The sequence below is a fragment of the Oceanicoccus sp. KOV_DT_Chl genome, from assembly GCF_900120175.1.
Classification (GTDB): domain Bacteria; phylum Pseudomonadota; class Gammaproteobacteria; order Pseudomonadales; family Dasaniaceae; genus Oceanicoccus.
On sequence record NZ_FQLF01000002.1, the window covers coordinates 1,492,097 to 1,512,055 of the forward strand.

The window sequence follows — 19,959 nt, forward strand, 5'->3', positions numbered from 1 at the left end:
TCAATCATTAATAAATCGATTATGATCAGTTACCGTCGGCAACTCATCTACGGGGAGCTTAAACCATTTCTCCCCCTCTTCTGGCAGCATCACCGGGATATCTTCAACAATAGGATACTGGCGTCCACAGTCGCATGCCAGCCAATCTTTTTTCACACTGGTCAACACTCCCTTGCCTTTGGCAGCGCATTGGGGACAACGAAAAACATCAAGTATTTTTTCAACATTCATAATTTTCTCACTTCTCATAACTTTAAGCATTGATTTCAGTTCGCGCACCTGATTGCAAACCCTCAATGGTGACATTGCGCACAGTCAAATAACACAGCAATACCATCACCGCCTGCAAGATAAATATTAAAGCGAAGGCAATATTTTTATCCAGCCAACCGGTTTCTATAAATAAGGAATACAACGTACCACTCACGGTAAATGACAAAAATAAACCAATAACCTGGGCTAAACTCCACAAACCGAAATATTTACTCTCCTGTCCTGCGACTGTCATATCTGCCATAAAACTAATGGACGGAAACACATATAAACCCAGAGAAAAAGCACTGAAACAATAACAGATATAGAAAAGTGTCAGATTCTGCAGATAAGATGCTGCTGCCAGCAAAATGAAGCCTAACAATGACAAACCGGCGCCAATACGCAGTAATTTTTTCCCAAAATCCATTGGCAAGGTTTTATCATTAGCTGTGCTTTCTCCTGCCGCCTCTTTCCTTTTCTTGCGTTTACTTGCGGTGACACCAACAAAGATTCCACAGGCCGCCATCCCTACGGTTTGCAAGCCGTTATACAAACGCTGAAAAATAGTGGCGTCACCGGCCTCCATGGCAAACAAGTCCTTCGCCCACACTTCTTGTAACATGTCCTGCAAAAAAACAGATAGTAGCGAAAAAATAATAAATACAAAAAATAACGCTGCATGCCGATTGTATTTAATCACTTGTATGGACTCTTTCATCGGCTCTAATAATTTTACCGGTTTCGGCGGATTCCTTTTCAGCTCTAGCAACTGCTCTCCAGTCAAACGTGTTTCCAATCCCCACAAACCCAGCACTGTAATACCTAACATAATCACGGGCGACAGGTTATACATAAACTGCATACCTTCCGGTGAATACACAGGCATTAACAAGGCAAAAACCCATGCCCACCCAGCCATAGCCAAGGCCTGTACAGTCCACGTCATGGTGACCACTCTTGATCGAGTTTCATCTGTAGTCACGTCATTTAATAAGTCGAGAAAAACATTGGCTTGCATAGCAATACAAATACCAAAAGCACAAAATAATAATAAACAGCCAAAATACGCTAACGGGTCTCCAGCTTGCATTGCCAGTAATACTGGAGGCATAAACGGAAAGGCCATACCACCAAGCAATGTGCCCAGCAGCATGTAAGGGGTTCGCCGATAACCTAATATCGGCCAGCGCTCACACATACGACCAATAATGGGCTGAATCGGACCAAACAAGGTATAAATACCAATAATAAAAGCGACTAAAAACGCTGGCAGCCCTAAATCAGCCACAGCGATACGGTTAAAACTGGACACCACTAAACAGAAGCTCCAGGCAATACCCACCTTCTGCAAAGTAAATTGAATCTTTGCTCTGTTTTCACTAACAACCATGCTTAACCTCAACTAAAAACGTCAGTGGATTATCTAGCAGCTCAACCTTTAACCCAGGAGCCACTAACCTAAATCTGCTTCCATCGCCTTGCTCATGCCATCGCGATTTATATTTTTATCCAATGAATAGTGTGCTACCCGCCATAAAAACCATAAACTACTCAACGTGATCAATGCTTCAATAACAAAAATCAGCGCGAAGCCGGATGTCGCAGCCATCAGCCCGCTTTCAATCCATAGCGTCACTAATTGACCACCCATCATTGACGCTATGCCGTTAGCAAAGGCAATAGCTAACCCCCACAAGCCGATATAAGCGCCACGCTCAGACTCAGTGGTAAATTCCATCATCGCCGTTAAGGTGCCAACCAAGGCAAAACCGTTAAAGAAGCCCATAATGACCAGCGATAAATTGACGATATCGCTACCACTATTTAGCGCACCATAGGACAACATCAACAGGCTTAAGCTGATGCCACTAATACCCAAAGTGATCGCATTACGTTTTGACAGGCTACCCTTGAACACCAGCAGCCCCATGACAAACATGCCGACAATAGCGCCGCCACCCCAAATTTGCTGGAAGCGCCCCGTTTCACCAACGGTCATATTCAATACTTCAGCCCCAAAGACTTCGAGAATATTGTCTTGTAAACTATAGCCAATCTGAAATAAGAAAATAAACAAGAAAAAATTTCGAACGGCCGCATCGTGATAGACGGCAACAACAAAGTCTTTCAAACTGCCATGACTATCCTGTTCTTTATTCTGAATAACAGCATCACCTTTCACCCGCCTGGGCTCAACACCAATCACCCCAAGCAACGTAACAATGGCAACCACCGGGACTGATAAAAAGTACAGGGACTTCATCGTATCGATATCATAATCAGGCATATAGCCACGAATGAATTGCAGCGAAGCAATCATACCTATAATCAACATCGTCCAGATCAATGCCGTCACTATGCCCCGGCTACGCTCAGGGATAACCTCCGCCACCAGGGCTAAATGGTTCGCGCCAGCCATGGCAAAGCCGATACCGAATACGATCAACACTAAAAAGCCGGCGACGTATGCCGCGTAAGGGAAAGCAATAAAACCAATAGCATCAGGGTGTTCAGCCATCGGAATGACAATATAAGGTAACAGCGCTACCGCTACTGCTGACAACACCATGCCTAATACAATATAAGGTGTACGGTGCAAACCAAAAATGGGGGCTCGGTCGGCGATACGGCCGTAAATTACCTGAAAAGGTGATAAGAAGTGATAGAGCCCCAACATGCTGGTGACGATGACCGCAGCAATGCCTAATTCGTAAATCGCGATTCGATTGAAATTACTGGTTAACAATGCAAATAACCAACCCGCCGCCGCTCGCGGTAAAGTCAGTTGAAATGCCTGCACGATGCCTTTAATTTTTGATGGTGCTGGCATTACTTTTTCTCCCGGGTTGGTCTGGTCAGAGCGCCTGACATTTACGCCATTCCAGTGACAGTCATCAAGCCAAACTGCCATTGAATGGTTTCTGGCTGATCCAGGTTGTCAAACTCCTCCTCTGCCCAAGGGGTAATTTCTGCCATTAATTCCGTCAGGGTCTCGGTATCCAGGCTCCAGGTTTCATTGTGAATTCGGTTTTGCATTTTTTCTAAAATGTCACGCCCGGAAGCCACTTCAGTCCATTCGCAGGCTGTTGTTTCCTCACCGATTGTGCCACCCAACTTTTTAATAAATTCATGCAAAGCAGGGCCTGCAGCATCAGTAGGCATCATGTCGGGATTAATTCCGGCGGTCATAATTCTGGACGCCATTCGCAACTTACTGGCGATAGATTCTGCATCCAGCACATCACGCCCGATAATAAATTGGCCACCGGGTTTTAACACCCGCTGCGCTTCACGTAATGCACAACGCCAGCAATCAATTTGGTGTAGCACGTTGCACGTTATCACCGCATCAAAAGTGTTATCTGCAAAGGGCAACTTTAGAATGGTACCAACTGAATTGGTAATCGGGATCTTGCGCTCAGCGGCCAGCTTTCTGCTGGCTTTTTGCATATGATGCTCAATATCAATCGCAATCATGTCAGTATTAGCTGCAATCGGTACTGAAATACGCCCCGCTCCAGCGCCCAAATCCAGTATCTGTTTCCCTTCACCAATAATCGCCGCAACTGATCGCCCCAGATCCTCAGCCGCTGCCTGCGGAATCTTATTGATGTCGTTATAAATCGCCGCTACTTCGACATAGGACATTTCATTGTAAGCCTTACTCATAAATCACCTTTAATTTGCAGCTAACGTTCTCTTGATCCAGAAGACCGACTCTACATCAAAAACTAATATCGAAATATATCGATATAGGTATATTTACATAAGCTTACAATTATTAACCCTTCAAATAACTGCTACTGAATGATCCAATAACAACCCTGCCCTGCGCCCAATTAACCCCTGGAGTATTGGCCCATTTTCTGCATTGAAGGCCTCAAATGCATGATATTTTGGGTCTAGAAGCTAAATGAATACAATTGCGCACACTTTTGGGGTGGACGATCACCAAAACGATGCAACAGCGACAGCTTTTCATCAACAAAGGTTATTTCTCACTACCATCCAACTATTGTGTAGGCTCACTCGCGCCGTCCAGCATCACCGCGGCGGTAGTATGGCCTACCTCAGTGGCGACCAAACCTTTCTGAATCAACTAAACCAATGCCAATCTCATATCCAAACCTTATTCAGTACCCTGCAATTAACCCAGGATTTCACTCAGCTACATGAAGCATTAATTAACCTCGCCAATAATTGGGAAACTATTCGACTAGGCTGGGAGCACGACGGAGTGATGCATAATTTTGAGTTTCACAGCCACTTACTGGATGAAATTAAAAAGTTGATGCGACAATGCATGCAGTCATTATTGACCGACAGCCGCATTAACCATCGTCATAAGCAATTGCTACAGCTACAGTTAGGCCAGGCCTTCGATAATATTGAGTCACTGGCAAGGCTGCGGGGACTTAGTACTAATGCCGCCATTATCAAAGCGTGCGGAGAGGAATCTCATGCCCGTATTTCCTTTTTGCTAAAAGTTATTCCCGAGCAAAATCAGCAACTATTAAAGCAGTACCTACAATTGAAAACAGAAGGCTTTAAAATTGATGGCATCGAAGTTATCAAACAACAAAGCAAAAGCCTGAACCGTCTATTACTCAGTATTCAAATACAAATCCTGGAAAGCGATCAAATTAATATCAATGGGTCCGAATTATTTAGCCTTGCCACAGAAATAATTGAGCAACGCTGGCAAGCACTGGGACAAGGGCTCCAATTAGTTGAACACAATCATTTTGACTCCTTAATTCAGCTCTAGCGCTTTATACCCTCTAACAGAACATCACCTCCTGCAGACCCGCTCTGCAACCTTCCCGTGCCTGAAAATCATCAAGCAGTAGTATCGCCCGCAAAATTAGTACTATTTTATTGTGCAAGCTCACTATGATCGAGCATCTGCTTGGCTGGCTCGCACACCAGCATGAGTTAATACAGTGCAATTTAGCGCAAACTGGCACTACTTTTGAACGGTATAAATTTTCTATCAAAAAATTATCGCACCAGCTCCATGCAATTATCCTGAATTTCGCACTCTTTCGAATCACAACTATGGTTTCAAGCCTATTTCGGTGTAAAAAACGACGTTGGCATAGCTGTTGCAAATACCCAGAAAAACCTAAGAGAGAAATCAGTAACATCAGGAGCACATATGAAATTTGTTAGGAAAAATTTTTCAAAGAATTTATTACAGCTGGCAAAACTAGCCATAAGTTTTTTTACCCTGGCAGCTTCATTTAGCTCCGCAAGCTACGCAGAAAAAATTGGCTGGCCAGAAAAAGAAGAATTAACTTTCGGTTTTATCAAGCTAACCGATATGGCTCCTATCGCTATTGCCTATGAAAAAGGTTACTTCGAAGACGAAGGGCTTTACGTCACTATTGAAGCCCAAGCAAACTGGAAAGTTTTGTTGGACGGCGTTATTGACGGCCGACTTGATGGCGCTCATATGCTAGCTGGGCAACCACTTGCGGCAACTATGGGGTTTGGTACTAAGGCTCATATCATTACGCCTTTTTCTATGGATCTAAATGGTAATGGCATCACCGTTTCCAATGAAGTCTGGAAACAGATGAAAGCTAATATACCGAAAATGGCAGATGGCAGACCTGTTCACCCGATTAAAGCTGACGCCTTAAAACCGGTAGTAGAAAAATATAAAGCCGAAGGGAAACCATTCAATATGGGCATGGTATTTCCTGTCTCAACACACAATTATGAACTTCGTTATTGGTTAGCCGCTGGTGGTATTCACCCGGGTTACTATGCACCTCATAAAGGTGATACTTCCGGAAAAATTAATGCAGAGGCGTTTTTATCGGTAACCCCACCACCACAAATGCCCGCCACTTTAGAGGCCGGTACCATTTATGGCTACTGTGTCGGTGAACCCTGGAACCAACAAGCCGTTTTTAAAGGAATTGGTGTACCGGTTATTACCGATTATGAAATATGGAAAGATAATCCAGAAAAAGTTTTTGGAATCACACAGGAGTTTTCTGAAAAATATCCAAATACTACACTTCGTTTAACCCGCGCATTGATTCGAGCGGCCAAATGGTTGGATGAAAACGACAATGCTAATCGCCCTGCCGCAGTAAAAATTCTTTCTCAATCCAATTATGTTGGCGCCGATTACGATGTCATTGCAAACAGCATGACTGGTACGTTTGAGTATGAAAAAGGCGACAAACGTGAAGTCCCTGACTTTAATGTGTTCTTTCGGTACAACGCCACCTATCCATACTACTCGGATGCTATTTGGTACCTAACCCAAATGCGCCGTTGGGGACAAATAGCCGAAGATAAAACTGATAGCTGGTATATAGGAATGGCTAAAAAAGTTTATCGCGCGGATATCTATACCACTGCCGCACAATCCTTGATCGCAGACGGCCTTATCCCCGCGACAGAATTTCCTGACTTCGCTACCGAAGATGGATTCAAACCTGAACAGTCTGACTTTATTGATGGCGTTACATACAACGGCAAAAAACCAAATGACTATATCAACAAGTTTTCGATTGGCCTTAAAAAAGGTGATGTGCTTTAAGCACATCATCACTAACAAGTAACTGAAACTATGAATACTATAACCAATACTGCCGAGTCCTTAGCTGAAGACAATTTTTTGGTCGAGCTGAAATCGATAACAAAAAACTGCCTTAACATACTGATTCTTCCTTTAATTGGTATTATTATTTTTTTAATGCTGTGGTCGGCCACGGCACAAAAGATAGACACGTCGCTCGGTAAATTTCCTGGCCCCGCTGCAGTATTTTCACAATTTGAAAACCTGTACGCTGAACATACTGCCGAACGAAAAAAAGCTGATGCATTCTATGAGCGTCAACACGAACGTAATGCCAAACGTATTAAAGCAGACCCAAATTTCCAGGCAAAAATAAGAAACTACACAGGAAAGGAAACTTTCTTCGACCAAATTATCACTAGTCTAATTACTGTGATGAGTGGATTTTTAGTTGCGGCGGCTATCGCCATACCCCTCGGCATCGTTTTAGGTTTAAGCAAAACCTTAAACACTGCTATCAATCCGATTGTGCAAATATTTAAACCGGTGTCGCCACTGGCGTGGTTACCACTAGTCACAATGGTGGTTAGCGCCGTCTATGTTTCTCCAGATCCTTTAGTAGCAAAATCATTTTTAAACTCGATGATCACAGTAACACTTTGTAGTCTATGGCCCATGGTTATCAATACTGCTGTTGGTGTTGCGGCAATCGACACCGACTTAATTAATGTTAGTCGCGTGCTACGTCTACACCCACTCAAGCATGTTCAGAAGATTGTATTACCAGCCTCTATACCAATGATATTTACAGGTATGCGCTTGTCCCTCAGCATCGCCTGGATGGTACTCATTGCAGCGGAGATGCTCGCTCAAAATCCGGGCCTGGGAAAGTTTGTGTGGGATGAGTTTCAAAATGGTAGCTCCAATTCATTAGCACGAATTATGGCTGCAGTTATTGTTATTGGCTTTATCGGGTTTCTATTGGATCGCTGCATGCTTGAACTTCAGAAGCTCGCTTCATGGGATAAAAATTCAGTCTCCCGTTAATCAAAGGATAAAACAATGAACCCCATTCTTGAAATAAGTGATGTAGGAATGCAATTTCCTACCAACAAAGGTGCTTTTACCGCACTTGAAAATGTCAATTTAAAAATATCTAAAGGTGAGTTTGTTTCTCTGATCGGTCACTCTGGGTGTGGCAAGTCTACTGTTTTAAATATTGTTGCCGGCTTATATCAGGCGACCCAAGGCGGGGTCATTCTCAATGGAAAAGAGGTATCAGAGCCTGGACCTGAGCGCGCTGTAGTTTTTCAAAACCATTCATTACTGCCATGGTTAAGCGCCTACCAGAATGTGGAGCTAGCAGTTAAACAGGTTTTCGGTCGCAGTTCTTCACCTGAGAAAAAAAGCAAAGCCGAAATGCGCGAGTGGATTGAGCACAACTTACGCCTGGTTCATATGGACCATGCCATGCACAAACGACCTGATGAAATATCAGGTGGCATGAAACAACGTGTCGGTATTGCTCGCGCGCTGGCAATGCAGCCCGACGTGTTGCTAATGGACGAACCATTTGGCGCCCTTGATGCACTAACACGCGCCCACATGCAAGATTCTTTAATGGAGATTCAAGCACGGCTCAACAATACCGTAATTATGATCACCCACGATGTTGATGAAGCAGTTTTGTTATCCGACCGCATTGTGATGATGACCAATGGACCAGCAGCCACAATTGGTGAAATTCTGGATATCGATCTCGATCGTCCAAGAGACCGACTGGCTTTAGCAGATGATCCAAACTATACCCATCTTCGTGCCGAAGTCCTCAAATTTTTATATGAAAAGCAGCGCAAGGTCGAAAATTTTATGCCCTCAAATAGTGATGGCAATAAATCTATAAACACACGAAAAAATAAAGCGGCATAAGAACCTTTATGCAACACACTTTAATACCAACAAAATAACTACACCCCTAGGAGCAACCAATGATTAAATTTCAGCCTGGTCTTTTGGCTTTAGCTATTAGCAGTATCGTATTTTCTTCTACTAGTTTTGCTGCGGACTCTATATCAGAGGCACTAAAGGCTGCCACTGTTTTTGGCGACTTTAGATTACGCTATGAAGATGTCGACAATGACGTTATCGACAGTGACGGCCTTACCCTGCGCTCGCGCATTGGCTTTAAATCAGCAGACTACAAAGGGTTTTCAACTCTTGTAGAAGTTGAGGATGTCCGCGACGTTGCTGGTATTGATGATGAAGGCAATTTAATCCCTGACCCTGAAGTCACAGAAATAGACCAGGCCTTTATCCAATATAAAGGGGATGGATATATGGCTAAAGCCGGTCGCCAGGTCATTACTCTTGATGGCCATCGCTTTGTAGGTGATGTTGGCTGGCGTCAGGACAGGCAAACGTTTGATGCAGTAAGGAGCCAAATTGATGTTTCTGAAAAACTAAAACTGGACATTTCTTATATCTTTAAACGCAACCGTATCTTTGCTGAAGACATGGATGCTAAATCCAGTGACTTGCTACTCAATGCAGCTTACCAAACACCTATTGGTAAAATTGTTGGCTACGGTTATTTACTGGATGATGATACCCGCGATGAAAAGTCAGATACTTTTGGCGCTAGCCTATCTGGTGCGACAGCTGGTGATATTAGTTTTTTATACCATATTGAAGCTGCCACTCAGTCAATCGAAGATAGCGGCGTTGACTATGATGCCGAATATTTTTTTGCTGAAGGTGGTATTAAATTTTCGGGTATTACCGCTAAATTAGGTTACGAAGTGCTCGGGTCAGATGACGGCCAGGCAAGTTTTACCACTCCCTTGGCTACACTGCATAAATTTAATGGCTGGAACGATATTTTTCTCGGCGGTAGCTTTAACCCTACGGCCATGCCCAATGGTTTAGTCGACACCTATATCAGTGTAGGCACGAAAATTTCGGGCATAGCAGTCGCTGCAGTAATGCATGAGTACGAAGCTGAAGAAGGCTCGGCAGACTATGGGGATGAAATGGGCTTTGTCGTCAGTAAAGGATTCAGCAACGGTGTTAGCACTGGCCTTAAGTATTCCAGCTATGATGCAGATACTTTTAGCAGTGACACCGACAAACTCTGGATTTGGGTTGGCGCTAAATTCTAATAATCCAATTAATTGGTCGGGGGAATTTTACGACGATTCCCTGACCATTTCTTACAATCCCGAAGCTGTTCTTTTTCCTTTCAGTAATTTCTGGAGAGAGCGATGACTGCAGTGGCTATCCCGCCCGCTGAATCTAATCTACAATCTCTTATCGCTAGCGATCAATCCAATACCGTCTGTGTCATTGGTAGCGGTCCGGTCGGCATCCGCTTTGTTCAAGAATTGTTGAATCACCATCCCAATGCCTGCATCAAACTGTTTGGCAACGAACCTTTCGCACCTTATAACCGCGTACAACTTTCCTCTGTACTGGCAGGTGATATTGATCGTGAGAATATTAGCTTTCACTTGCCAGAAAAAAATCAACACCCTAATTTTGACTACATTAACTGCACCATTAAAAGTATCGACAAAGTCGCTCACTCTATTACCGATGCCTTGGGCACAGTTTATTACTATGACAAATTAATACTTGCGACTGGCTCACGGCCATTCATCCCCAATATTCCAGGCATTCAACAACAAGGGGTCTACACCTTTCGCAACCTTAAAGATACCGATGCACTGTATGCCAGGCTTTCCAGCGCCAAGCACATTGTCATTGTTGGTGGCGGCTTATTAGGCATTGAAGCTGCCAGAGCACTGCGACGATTAAATACCCGTATCACCTTGATCCATCAAGGTAGCCGATTAATGAATAGGCAACTTGATGATGAAGCTGCCGGGCAGCTGGCACTAAAATTACAACAAAGTGGTATTGCAATTATTGTTGAATCTGGCGTCAGGGTTGTGCACGGTTTTAACCGTGTCGAAGGCGTTACCACCCGCAATGGCGACCGACTGGATTGTGATACTGTTTTATTTTGCACCGGCGTGAGTTGCAATACGCAACTGCTGTTAATGCCGGTGTTAAAACAGCACAAGGTATTATTGTAGATGAGTGCTTACAAACTTCTGCTGAAGATATTTATGCCATTGGCGAATGTAGTGAATTTAACCAAAAAACGTTTGGTTTTGCCGGCCCCGGACTTGATCAGGCCGCAGTAGCAGCCGATGTGCTTTGCGGTGGAAATTCTCGATATGCGGGTTCTGTTGTCAGCTCTCGATTAAAAGTTGTCAATGAGCACGTTTTCAGCGTCGGCGAAGTTTGTGACTTCCCCCGCCACGGACGTCAACAGGAAGTAATGTATAAAGCTGAAGGCATATACCGCAAAATAGTCGTTCACAATAATATTTTGATTGGTGTGCTGGGAGTTGGGAATGGCCAGAACTTCCCCGGATACAGGAACTATACCAGCAGCAGCGAAAACTTTATTTCTGGCAACGCTGGTTGTTTTTACTCAATGGGCATCTTTGGTTAAGTAAGGCATCCAGTAACGCTAAAAGCTGGCCAGCTACAGCTATTGTATGTCAATGCAACAAAATTTCTCAAATGCATATAACCAAAGCCATTGATAGTGGTTGTGATTCTGTAGCCACTATTGTTGATAAAACCCGTGCAGGAAGTGTATGCGGATCATGTAAACCTTTATTACAACAACTGCTCGGCGATGAAGCGCCACTGGATAAAGATAAATTCTGGGCACCTGTTTTAGTAAGCAGTGTTATGGCGCTGCTACTCACAATTCTACTTATCTGGATGCCTGCGCTAACCATTCCCAATAGTGTGCAGCTGGAAGCAAGCCTTGGCGGCATCTGGAACGATAAATTCTGGAAACAAGTTACCGGATTTACCTTACTAGGCCTATCTGCAGCGGGCTTATTAATGTCGCTACGAAAACGAATTCACAATATGCAGCTAGGCGATTTCGCCTATTGGCGCACACTCCATATCGTGCTTGGTTTATTGTGTGCATCAATACTGATTTTACATACGGGTTTTCATTTAGGCGTGCATTTAAACCGCTACCTCATGGTTAATTTTTTATTAGTGGTTGGCCTGGGCACATTGGCTGGCATTGCCGTCGCCTGCAGCCATCGTTTGAGCCCAGCCAATGGCCTGCAATTACGCAAAACGCTGAGCTGGTTTCATCTACTGGTCAGCTGGCCACTGCCATTATTACTGGCTGTACATATTCTGTCAGTTTATTATTTTTAGTGATGCATTATTGATGAATAAATTTAGCTGGTTTTTATGGGCCTTATTGAGCGTAATGCTGGCGAGTTACTTCTCCTATACCCTATTTATAAGTACCGACAAATCGACTTTTTTAATTGGTGAAACAAGCTATGGTCATTACCAAATAGAGTTAGCCTGCAATAGCTGTCATACCGACGCCTTTGGCGGTCCAGAGATCATTCAACAAGCCTGCGTCAACTGTCACGGTGACGAATTAAAACAGGCCCATGACTCACATCCTCGAAAAAAATTCACAGACCCACGAGAAGCTTACCGGCTGGAAATTATTGATGCTCGCTATTGTGTAAGTTGCCACACTGAGCATAAACCAGAACAAACTCATGCCATGGGCGTTACCCTACCGGATGATTATTGTTTTCATTGCCATGCGGAAATTGGTAACGACCGTAAAAGCCACCAAGACCTGCCCTTTGATAGCTGCGCCAGCGCAGGCTGCCATAATTTTCATGATAACCGAGCACTTTACGAAAGTTTTTTAGTTAACAATGCCAATCAACCCTGGCTGCAAGAAATTGCAAAAATAGCAGCGGCAAGTTCAGCCCACTACTTTTCCCCAACCAATAAATCCTCAAACCCTGAACACGACGCACACAAAATGCAACAACACCCGGAGATAACTAAACAATGGCAACATAGTGCACATGCAAATGCCCAAGTAAGCTGCACGGCATGTCACACAGAAAACAATTCAGAAGTATGGGTTGAGCAGCCACAGTTGTCGCAATGCAAAGTTTGTCATCAGCAAGAAACAAAAGGGTTCTTGTCAGGTAAGCACGGCATGCGTTTATCTGGAACTAATAAACCAAAACTCGCACCAATCTCACCCATAGATTCACCATTAACGTTCAAATCCTCAGCAATAAATGAGCAGCATGGGTGCAATTCTTGTCACCTATCGCACTCATATAATACACAATCTGCTGCGGTTGATGCCTGTGTGCGATGCCACGATGATGAACACAGTAAAAATTATTTCTCCTCACCTCACGGAAACCTATGGTCACAAGCGCTAACGGGGAAATACCGGTAGAAGAAGCCGTTTCGTGTGCAAGCTGCCACCTTCCTCGCATTAAAAAAGAAGATTCTGGCACAGATATTGTAATAAATAATACTATTAACTCAGATAGCGTTGCAGGGATCAATTCTGGTGCGATTTTCGATAAGGACAATATTTTTCGTGTCGAGCACAACCAAAATTTTAATTTGCGACCCAATGAAAAAATGATTCGGTCAACGTGTATGCACTGCCACAGCTTGGAGTTTTCAATCGATTCACTTGCTGACCAAAAATTAATTAAGAACAATTTCAATGGCAAACCCGGAGTTCACATTCCATCAATGGATTGGGCTCTGGAAAGAGAGAAAAAATAATTCATAAATAGTAAAAAATTTTATAAATAAGGAGTACGAGAATGCATAAAATCATTATCTCTTCCATGCTGGTTATTTCAGCATTTTTATTAGGTTGTGCCGAACCCGTTAAGCCTGGCATTGAGCCAAAAATTTATACCGACTCATTGTTTGCAGTCATGAAGGCGGACCGCACCAACTATACCAAGCTGGTTGTCAAACGACTTGGGCCGGCTGGTGCCGACGTAATAAAGCCTGACGAACACTGGCAGGATATTCCTAACGGTACCCTGCTGCCGGCCCAAATGTTTCGAGCTGGTGCTGAAGCCGTTGCTGAAATGACTAATGATTTTACTTATTCTTTGCAATCAATATGGCCAATCAATAAGCAAAATGCACCTAAGACTACTGTAGAAAAAGCCGGCCTTGAATATATTGCAGCTAACCCTGGCGAAAACTATTATGGGGAAGAACAGCTTGGTGAGGTTACTTATTTCACCGCCGTCTATCCTGATGTCGCAGTTTCTGATGCCTGTACTAGTTGTCACAATGATCATAAGGATTCGCCTAAAACTGATTTTAAACTTGGTGAGGTTATGGGTGGCGTAGTGATACGTGTGCCACTTTAAATATTAGAGAATAGCGGCCCACTGGATGTGATAGCTATGCAACGCTTTATATTTTTTATTTACTTTATTGTTTTGTTAATCACAGTAGCCGCTTGTGCTGAAAGAAAGTCAGCACAAGCAGCTGTAGATTCCAGATTAGTCGAAGGTGAAGTTCTGTATAAGGCTAATTGCAAAGTATGTCACGCCCAGGCAATCAACGGCGCACCAATCCCTGGTAATAAGAAAATGTGGGGGGCCCGCGCCCAACAAGGCATCACTACTCTGGTACAGCACGCGAGTGAAGGTTATGAGTTAATGCCAGCTAAAGGGGGGAATAACGCGCTCACGGATCAACAATTGGAACTGGCAATTACTTTTATGCTGTCCAAAATTGCTACTGACAACGAATAATTTTATTAACCGTTATATTTATTAACTTTTTTAGGAACTTACGATGACACCCGAGCAAATACAACTCTGTATGGACAGCTGGTCTAAAGTCGAACCCATCGCCGATGATGCAGCCGTTTTGTTTTATAACAACCTATTTGAAGCCGACCCTGAACTTAAGCCATTATTTAAAGGTAATATGGTCGAGCAGGGGAAAAAACTGATGCAAATGATTACAGCCGCTGTTCGTATGCTAGACAACTTAGATCAACTGGTGCCCATTGTACAAAAGCTTGGCATTCGTCACGCAGGTTACGGTGTTGTAGCTGATCACTATGACACGGTAGGCGCTGCGCTATTGAAAACACTTTCTATGGGACTGGGTGACGAATTTACTGAAGAAGTTGAAACCGCCTGGACCGAAGCGTACGGAATACTTGCCGCAACTATGATTGCCGCAGCAGAAGCGGAACCTGTAACTTAAAGCATTATTTTACCGACTAGCTTTAAAATAGAGAGGTAAATTTCTTGTTTACCTCATCGTAGGCTTGAAGGTCTCCGTCGGCCAAATTGAAGTACCACCCATGAACTTGTAATTTTTGCTTTTGCTCTCTTTCCAATAGCCAGGGGTAACTACGCAAGTTAGCTAACGATGCAGTTAACGCCTCTCTACTACATGCGCAGGTTTGATCATCAAGATTAGCGCCTGCCAAATTTTTTAGCACATGCTTAGCTGCCGGCTCGGCTACGGCCGTCCATTTCTCTAACGGCAACATAGCATCTGCGTCATCTATTAATCTTGTTAGTAAGCTGCGAATGCCACCACAACGTGAATGTCCCATCACAACAACATGCTCAACCGCCAGATAGCTCACTGCAAACTCTAACGCTGCTTGCGTTTCTTGAAAGTTACTGTTGGGGTCATAAGGTGGCACCAGATTGGCGATATTGCGAATCACCATCAAATCACCGGCTTGTGAGTTAGTAATAATCGCCGGATCCGCCCTTGAATCACAGCAGGCGATCATTAATATTTTTGAATGCGGGCCGTATTCAGCTAATTGCCGGTAGCGCCCGAGCTCATCCTCAATATATTCTTCTTTGAAATTACGAAAACCGTCTATTAACGCTTTGATTTCCTTCATAGATATTCCTGCCACTGGGCACCCATTAATGAAGAAAATATTATCTGTTAATTGATTAAAAATCTTTATTTTTTTATTTATTTTTTCGTGCGACTGCGATCAGCTGGACGGAACAACTCATGCAATAAATAGTCTTTAAAAGATTGCGGATAGGGCTGCGCTTTTAATGCGTGCGCCATGCACTGTAACCAGGCATCACGCTCTTCCACTCCGATCACTAAATGGTTATGCGCTTTTGGAATTTGAATTGGCCCATATTTTTCGCTGAACAACTTAGGTCCACCAAGCCAGCCACAAAGAAAACGGGCCAGCTTATCGCGGGATATGGTTAAATCGTCAGGGTGCATTGCTCGAATGGTTCGCGCCCGCTCAAGACTGTTCATGGCATCGTAAAATGCATCTACTAGCTGCCGAACACCCTCTTCGCCACCAGCAGTTTGGAATGAAGTGTCACCATCGCCATAGGGGCGAGCAGTAGCACTTGCCGCTGCCTTATTTTTTTCGATCATATACCCTCAACTCTACACTACTTCAATGGCGCTATTCTGACTTACCATCGTTTCGAATCAAGGCTTGGAAACTGCTTCAGGTATTGGCGCTAACTGACTTTTAGTCAAACTAAAGACCCACAGCAAGCCCAATCCCACCATAATACCCGGCATGCCTTCATAAATAAGGACGTGCCAACCTAACAACCGCCATATTATCGCTGTAGCAAGCCCTAATATCACCGCCACAATAGCGACTCTTTCGGTCAAATTCCAACCTAGACACCTGGCCAATAATAACGGGGCAAATGCACTAGCCAAACCAGACCAGGAAAATATTACAATTTGGAAAACACTCTCGTTATTGGACAACGCCAAACCTAATGCCAAAGCCGTGACCGCCATGGTTGCCACACGAATTGTCCGTGTAGAAGTAACAGGCTGCCGAGGCAAATCAGAAGTGAGTGCACTTGAGCAAGTAAGTAGCAATGAATCTGCTGTCGACATTGTCGCGGCAAAAATAGCCGCCACTATCAATCCAACCAGCCAGGGATCTAGCAACATTTCTGCAATCGTCGGTAACGCCAACTCGGCATCAAATGTATCTGACTCAGGTAACAGCAGGCGTGATAATAATCCCACTAATGTGGCTGCGGTATAGAATGCAATAAACCAGATGTAATACCACCAGCGCGCCTGCCGCATCTTTTTAACATCATCAAGCGCCATAAACCGTATCATGATATGCGGTTGCCCAATCACCGAGAAACCGGCAAACATCCAACCCAGAATAAATACCATCACCGCTAACAGCGGCCATTCACCATGATTTTGCGGCACCCATTCAGTAAACCCGGGTAACGCCCGCATCTTCTGGAGTGCCATATCCGCGCCACCTACCGCATTAGTGGCCGTAAATAGCAGCACTGCCATCGCCACCAACATCACCGCAGACTGTGCAGCATCAGTCCAAATGGAAGCACGTATACCTCCTGAAAGACAATACGCCACTATCAACAGCGCTCCCATCACGGCACCCGACCATAACGGCCAGTCAAAGAGGGCAAACAGGGCTTTACTACCGGCAACCAACTGTGCACCGGCATAAATGACTAAAAAGATAAAAGCAATGACGGCAATCAGTCGGCGTAGGTTTTTAAACTGCTGACCAGACCAAGCACTCAACACACCCGCGTAAGTGTATTGTTTACTCACACTGGTAGCGCTGCATAAACGCTGGTGTACATAAAGAGAAGCCAATAAATCGCCAACAATCCAACCTGCCATTAGCCAAAAGGCAACAAAGCCGACCGAGTATGTATAACCAATAACGCCAATAAACATATAGCCGCTATTGTTAGTAGCAACTGCTGACAAACCAACCAACCAGGGTTTAATTTGTCGGCTGGCCAAGTAGTAATCTGCTTTAGTTCCTTGGCTAACTTTAGCTGCAGCTAATCCAATAAGGGTAAAGACACCTAGAAAAAAAACAAACGATAACAACATTAATATAAGCCCTTAGTTATTATTGGTGAAAAAATTAATTGTTTTATCCAGGTGAGCTTGGCAACTAGACTTGAGCTTCAGGAGTATGGTCTATCAGGCGCTGAAAAGGCGCAAAGTCTGCCAACGGCTTTAACGCAGGATCAACTGCCATCTCCTCACGATAAGATTCTACCAGTGCAGCAGCTTGGGTCAGATAACGAATAGCCTCATCATATTGCTCCAGCGCTGTATATGCACAACCCAGTTGATATAAGGCATGGTCATTATCCGGATTTATTTCCAGCACTTGCTGGCATAGATTAATCGCCCACTGCGGCTCACCCAAATCCAGGACTGCATCAGCCTTATAAGTCAGCGCCTCACAATTATCTTCACGTAATTTTAAAATTTGATCGTATACGGCAATTTTATTAGACGGCCCAATATCCTGGGCCGCACGCAACCAGAGCGATTGAATATTTTGAGTCAACTCGATTTCTTCACGGTTGTCATCAATGTTTTTCGATTTTTGCTGTAATTGCTGTTCAATCACGCTCAATCTATCTTCATACTCTTTTATCAATGCCGATATTTTTTCGTCAGCAAGAGATTGCACCTGTGTCTTTGCTTCGTGAATAGAATTCCATCCCACTAATACCAGGATGGATGTTGCCCCTGCGACTAAATAGAAAAAATACGTTACCGTGTCAGTAGCATAAGCAACTGCACGATCAACCGAATGGTGCTCACGATCGACTATCTGTTTGGTGTAATCTACTTTCTGAGCGGACAGATCAAGCCGTAATTGTTTTACCTCATCCAGCATATAGCGTTCAATAAACGGACTATAAAGCGGTTTGTCCAACTCAGTGATTTCTTGCTCTGCTTTACTGTCATTGTCTCCGGAATCTCCATAACTAAAATTAGCTAATAACAACGTTATAACTAAAATTATGAAGCGAGACATATAGCTCTCCCATGGTCATGGATCTCAACTAAAGACTGGTGCAAGCCACGAATCGCTGTTTCGTAGTCCTGCTCTTTAACAATAAATTGCATATCAACTTGACGCATCGACTGATGCATTGCCAACACGCTAACATTGTGCTCAGCTATAGCAGCAACAGTTTTCGCCAAAATTCCCGGAATTTGCATATCACTACCGATTGCCGAAACCAGAGCAACTTTTTGCTGCTTTATTTCCGCTTGCGGATAAAGCTCTTCAAGCGCTTTGTGTATCCGCTTTAGCGTTTTTATATTAGTCGCCAAATAATGAGTGATCGTATTAGCATTAATATCTTTTGTTACTACCTGTGCTTTAAATCGACTTACCACCGATAAAATACTGGCATCATAATTAACAATACTGCCTGCCATATCTTGCTCAAAAACTTCAAGTGCATACAAGCCTTTACGGCCAGCAATAATTTCAACCCGCGGTGTTTCACTGGTATACCCTTTTTCAATCAAAGTGCCGGCATGTTCAGGCTCAAACGTATTTTTTACCCGCAGTGGGATCGTCATTTGCCGGAGACCTTTTGCCGCCTTTGGATGAATTGCTTCCATGCCTAGATTAGCCAACTGATCAGCTACATCATAATTGGTGCGCCCAATAGGCACTGCATTGTCTTCGCCAACCAGTCGTGGGTCCGCACTACTTAAATGAAATTCTTTATGAATAACAGCCTCAGCCGCATCCGTCAGCACAGCAATACGACTAAATGTCATTTCACTGTAGCCACGATTGAATGTTGTCATCAATCCTTCCAGGCTGTGAGCATAACCAGTCACAATTGGTAGCTCTACTGATAGATCCAGTCCGGCAAAAGCCTGCTGAATATTTTCGTCAAGTGACAAATGTTTTTCTGTTTTCCATCCAGTAAGATCAACAAAACAGGCATTCACCCCATCACGCCGCAACAGTGCCGCCATATTCCAGGCACTGTGAGCCTCGCCAATACATGCCAACATTTCGCGCACGGTTGATAGATGGGCTTCTACTGAAAAGTGTCCATGACTGCAAAGTGCATGCAAACCTTTTAAACAAGCCAGAGCATCTGCCAACCGCTCTTCGATAAATTCGTTAGCTTCAGCTAGTAGCGATTGGTCGTCGGCAAATAGCCCGCTGTTAATTGCCTTTATATTTTTTTCTAAATGTACTAACGCATCAATCCATGACTCATCCTCGACCCCATTTGCAAATAATGCAAAGATGCCAGGCTTACCACTTTTTTTGTGTTCTAGTAATTGGTCGGTTATACCTGCATAAGCCGACACCACAAATACACGCTGATAAAGCGTGTCTCGCTGCGGCTGAAAGATGATATTATCGCGAACGGCAGCATACTTGCTCATCGAAGTGCCACCAATTTTTTCTACACTATGCGTGTTACTCATAATTT

22 protein-coding genes are annotated in these 19,959 nt (G+C 43.9%); 13 read left to right on the forward strand and 9 right to left on the reverse strand.

Translation table 11 applies throughout. From position 1 onward, the window contains the following. The 4 genes from UNITIG_RS10740 to UNITIG_RS10755 form a co-directional block, all read right to left on the reverse strand. Positions 1 to 249 (reverse strand): Trm112 family protein, encoded by a 249-nt coding sequence (locus UNITIG_RS10740; protein WP_145999155.1) that lies wholly within the window; start codon positions 247 to 249, stop codon positions 1 to 3. 4 nt (positions 250 to 253) lie between these two features. Continuing rightward, complete coding sequence (locus UNITIG_RS10745; protein WP_101758374.1) at positions 254 to 1,645, reverse strand: BCD family MFS transporter; 1,392 nt, start codon at positions 1,643 to 1,645, stop codon at positions 254 to 256. A gap of 63 nt (positions 1,646 to 1,708) precedes the next feature. Beyond that, positions 1,709 to 3,166 carry a BCD family MFS transporter gene (locus UNITIG_RS10750; protein ID WP_101758375.1) on the reverse strand — a complete coding sequence of 486 codons (1,458 nt, stop codon included), beginning with the start codon at positions 3,164 to 3,166 and terminating at the stop codon, positions 1,709 to 1,711. Then, a complete protein-coding gene (locus UNITIG_RS10755) occupies positions 3,127 to 3,924 on the reverse strand; it encodes a class I SAM-dependent methyltransferase (RefSeq protein WP_101758376.1) in 798 nt (265 codons plus the stop codon). Before UNITIG_RS10755 ends, UNITIG_RS10750 begins: the two co-directional genes overlap by 40 nt. Positions 3,925 to 4,168: 244 nt before the next feature. Here UNITIG_RS10755 and UNITIG_RS10760 point away from each other — a divergent pair, with 244 nt between their 5' ends. The 13 genes from UNITIG_RS10760 to UNITIG_RS10815 all read left to right on the forward strand — a co-directional run bounded on the left by UNITIG_RS10760 (position 4,169) and on the right by UNITIG_RS10815 (position 14,923). Beyond that, positions 4,169 to 5,023 carry a hypothetical protein gene (locus tag UNITIG_RS10760; RefSeq protein ID WP_101758377.1) on the forward strand — a complete coding sequence of 285 codons (855 nt, stop codon included), beginning with the start codon at positions 4,169 to 4,171 and terminating at the stop codon, positions 5,021 to 5,023. A gap of 390 nt (positions 5,024 to 5,413) precedes the next feature. Next, positions 5,414 to 6,814, forward strand: a complete 1,401-nt coding sequence (locus UNITIG_RS10765) for a CmpA/NrtA family ABC transporter substrate-binding protein (protein ID WP_101758378.1) — start codon at positions 5,414 to 5,416, stop codon at positions 6,812 to 6,814. A 30-nt stretch (positions 6,815 to 6,844) separates the two neighbouring features. Next, positions 6,845 to 7,840, forward strand: a complete 996-nt coding sequence (locus tag UNITIG_RS10770; protein WP_101758379.1) for an ABC transporter permease — start codon at positions 6,845 to 6,847, stop codon at positions 7,838 to 7,840. A 15-nt stretch (positions 7,841 to 7,855) separates the two neighbouring features. Beyond that, positions 7,856 to 8,722: an ABC transporter ATP-binding protein gene (locus UNITIG_RS10775; protein WP_101758380.1), complete on the forward strand. Its 867-nt coding sequence runs from the start codon at positions 7,856 to 7,858 to the stop codon at positions 8,720 to 8,722. A gap of 59 nt (positions 8,723 to 8,781) precedes the next feature. Continuing rightward, positions 8,782 to 9,951 carry an alginate export family protein gene (locus UNITIG_RS10780; RefSeq protein WP_101758381.1) on the forward strand — a complete coding sequence of 390 codons (1,170 nt, stop codon included), beginning with the start codon at positions 8,782 to 8,784 and terminating at the stop codon, positions 9,949 to 9,951. Between the two features lie 102 nt (positions 9,952 to 10,053). Beyond that, a complete protein-coding gene (locus UNITIG_RS10785) occupies positions 10,054 to 10,887 on the forward strand; it encodes an NAD(P)/FAD-dependent oxidoreductase (protein WP_101758382.1) in 834 nt (277 codons plus the stop codon). After that, positions 10,830 to 11,312 carry a hypothetical protein gene (locus tag UNITIG_RS10790; protein WP_101758383.1) on the forward strand — a complete coding sequence of 161 codons (483 nt, stop codon included), beginning with the start codon at positions 10,830 to 10,832 and terminating at the stop codon, positions 11,310 to 11,312. The genes UNITIG_RS10785 and UNITIG_RS10790 overlap by 58 nt, the downstream gene beginning before the upstream one ends. Next, entirely contained in the window at positions 11,282 to 12,049 is a 768-nt protein-coding gene (locus UNITIG_RS10795; protein ID WP_255399476.1) for a bacterioferritin-associated ferredoxin, read from the forward strand. Before UNITIG_RS10790 ends, UNITIG_RS10795 begins: the two co-directional genes overlap by 31 nt. A 13-nt stretch (positions 12,050 to 12,062) precedes the next feature. Next, positions 12,063 to 13,121 (forward strand): cytochrome c3 family protein, encoded by a 1,059-nt coding sequence (locus tag UNITIG_RS10800; RefSeq protein ID WP_101758385.1) that lies wholly within the window; start codon positions 12,063 to 12,065, stop codon positions 13,119 to 13,121. Then, positions 13,088 to 13,462, forward strand: a complete 375-nt coding sequence (locus UNITIG_RS22860; RefSeq protein ID WP_145999156.1) for a hypothetical protein — start codon at positions 13,088 to 13,090, stop codon at positions 13,460 to 13,462. The genes UNITIG_RS10800 and UNITIG_RS22860 overlap by 34 nt, the downstream gene beginning before the upstream one ends. 41 nt (positions 13,463 to 13,503) lie before the next feature. Further along, positions 13,504 to 14,070, forward strand: coding sequence for a DUF3365 domain-containing protein (locus UNITIG_RS10805; RefSeq protein ID WP_101758386.1), 567 nt, complete (start codon positions 13,504 to 13,506; stop codon positions 14,068 to 14,070). A gap of 36 nt (positions 14,071 to 14,106) precedes the next feature. Next, positions 14,107 to 14,460, forward strand: coding sequence for a cytochrome c5 family protein (locus UNITIG_RS10810; RefSeq protein ID WP_101758387.1), 354 nt, complete (start codon positions 14,107 to 14,109; stop codon positions 14,458 to 14,460). Between the two features lie 43 nt (positions 14,461 to 14,503). Next, positions 14,504 to 14,923: a globin family protein gene (locus UNITIG_RS10815; protein ID WP_101758388.1), complete on the forward strand. Its 420-nt coding sequence runs from the start codon at positions 14,504 to 14,506 to the stop codon at positions 14,921 to 14,923. 22 nt (positions 14,924 to 14,945) lie between these two features. Here the strand turns inward: UNITIG_RS10815 and UNITIG_RS10820 are convergent, their stop codons facing one another. The 5 genes from UNITIG_RS10820 to UNITIG_RS10840 form a co-directional block, all read right to left on the reverse strand. Continuing rightward, a complete protein-coding gene (locus tag UNITIG_RS10820; protein WP_101758389.1) occupies positions 14,946 to 15,584 on the reverse strand; it encodes a carbonic anhydrase in 639 nt (212 codons plus the stop codon). A 77-nt stretch (positions 15,585 to 15,661) separates the two neighbouring features. Next, the gene (locus tag UNITIG_RS10825; protein WP_101758390.1) at positions 15,662 to 16,093 is read right to left on the reverse strand and encodes a group II truncated hemoglobin; all 432 of its coding nucleotides are present in this window, start codon (positions 16,091 to 16,093) and stop codon (positions 15,662 to 15,664) included. Positions 16,094 to 16,150: 57 nt separating this feature from the next. Further along, complete coding sequence (locus UNITIG_RS10830; RefSeq protein ID WP_200821271.1) at positions 16,151 to 17,578, reverse strand: sodium/proline symporter; 1,428 nt, start codon at positions 17,576 to 17,578, stop codon at positions 16,151 to 16,153. Between the two features lie 64 nt (positions 17,579 to 17,642). Further along, positions 17,643 to 18,524, reverse strand: coding sequence for a tetratricopeptide repeat protein (locus tag UNITIG_RS10835; protein WP_101758392.1), 882 nt, complete (start codon positions 18,522 to 18,524; stop codon positions 17,643 to 17,645). After that, a complete protein-coding gene (locus tag UNITIG_RS10840) occupies positions 18,509 to 19,954 on the reverse strand; it encodes an aspartate kinase (protein WP_101758393.1) in 1,446 nt (481 codons plus the stop codon). The genes UNITIG_RS10835 and UNITIG_RS10840 overlap by 16 nt, the downstream gene beginning before the upstream one ends. Positions 19,955 to 19,959: the final 5 nt, after the last annotated feature.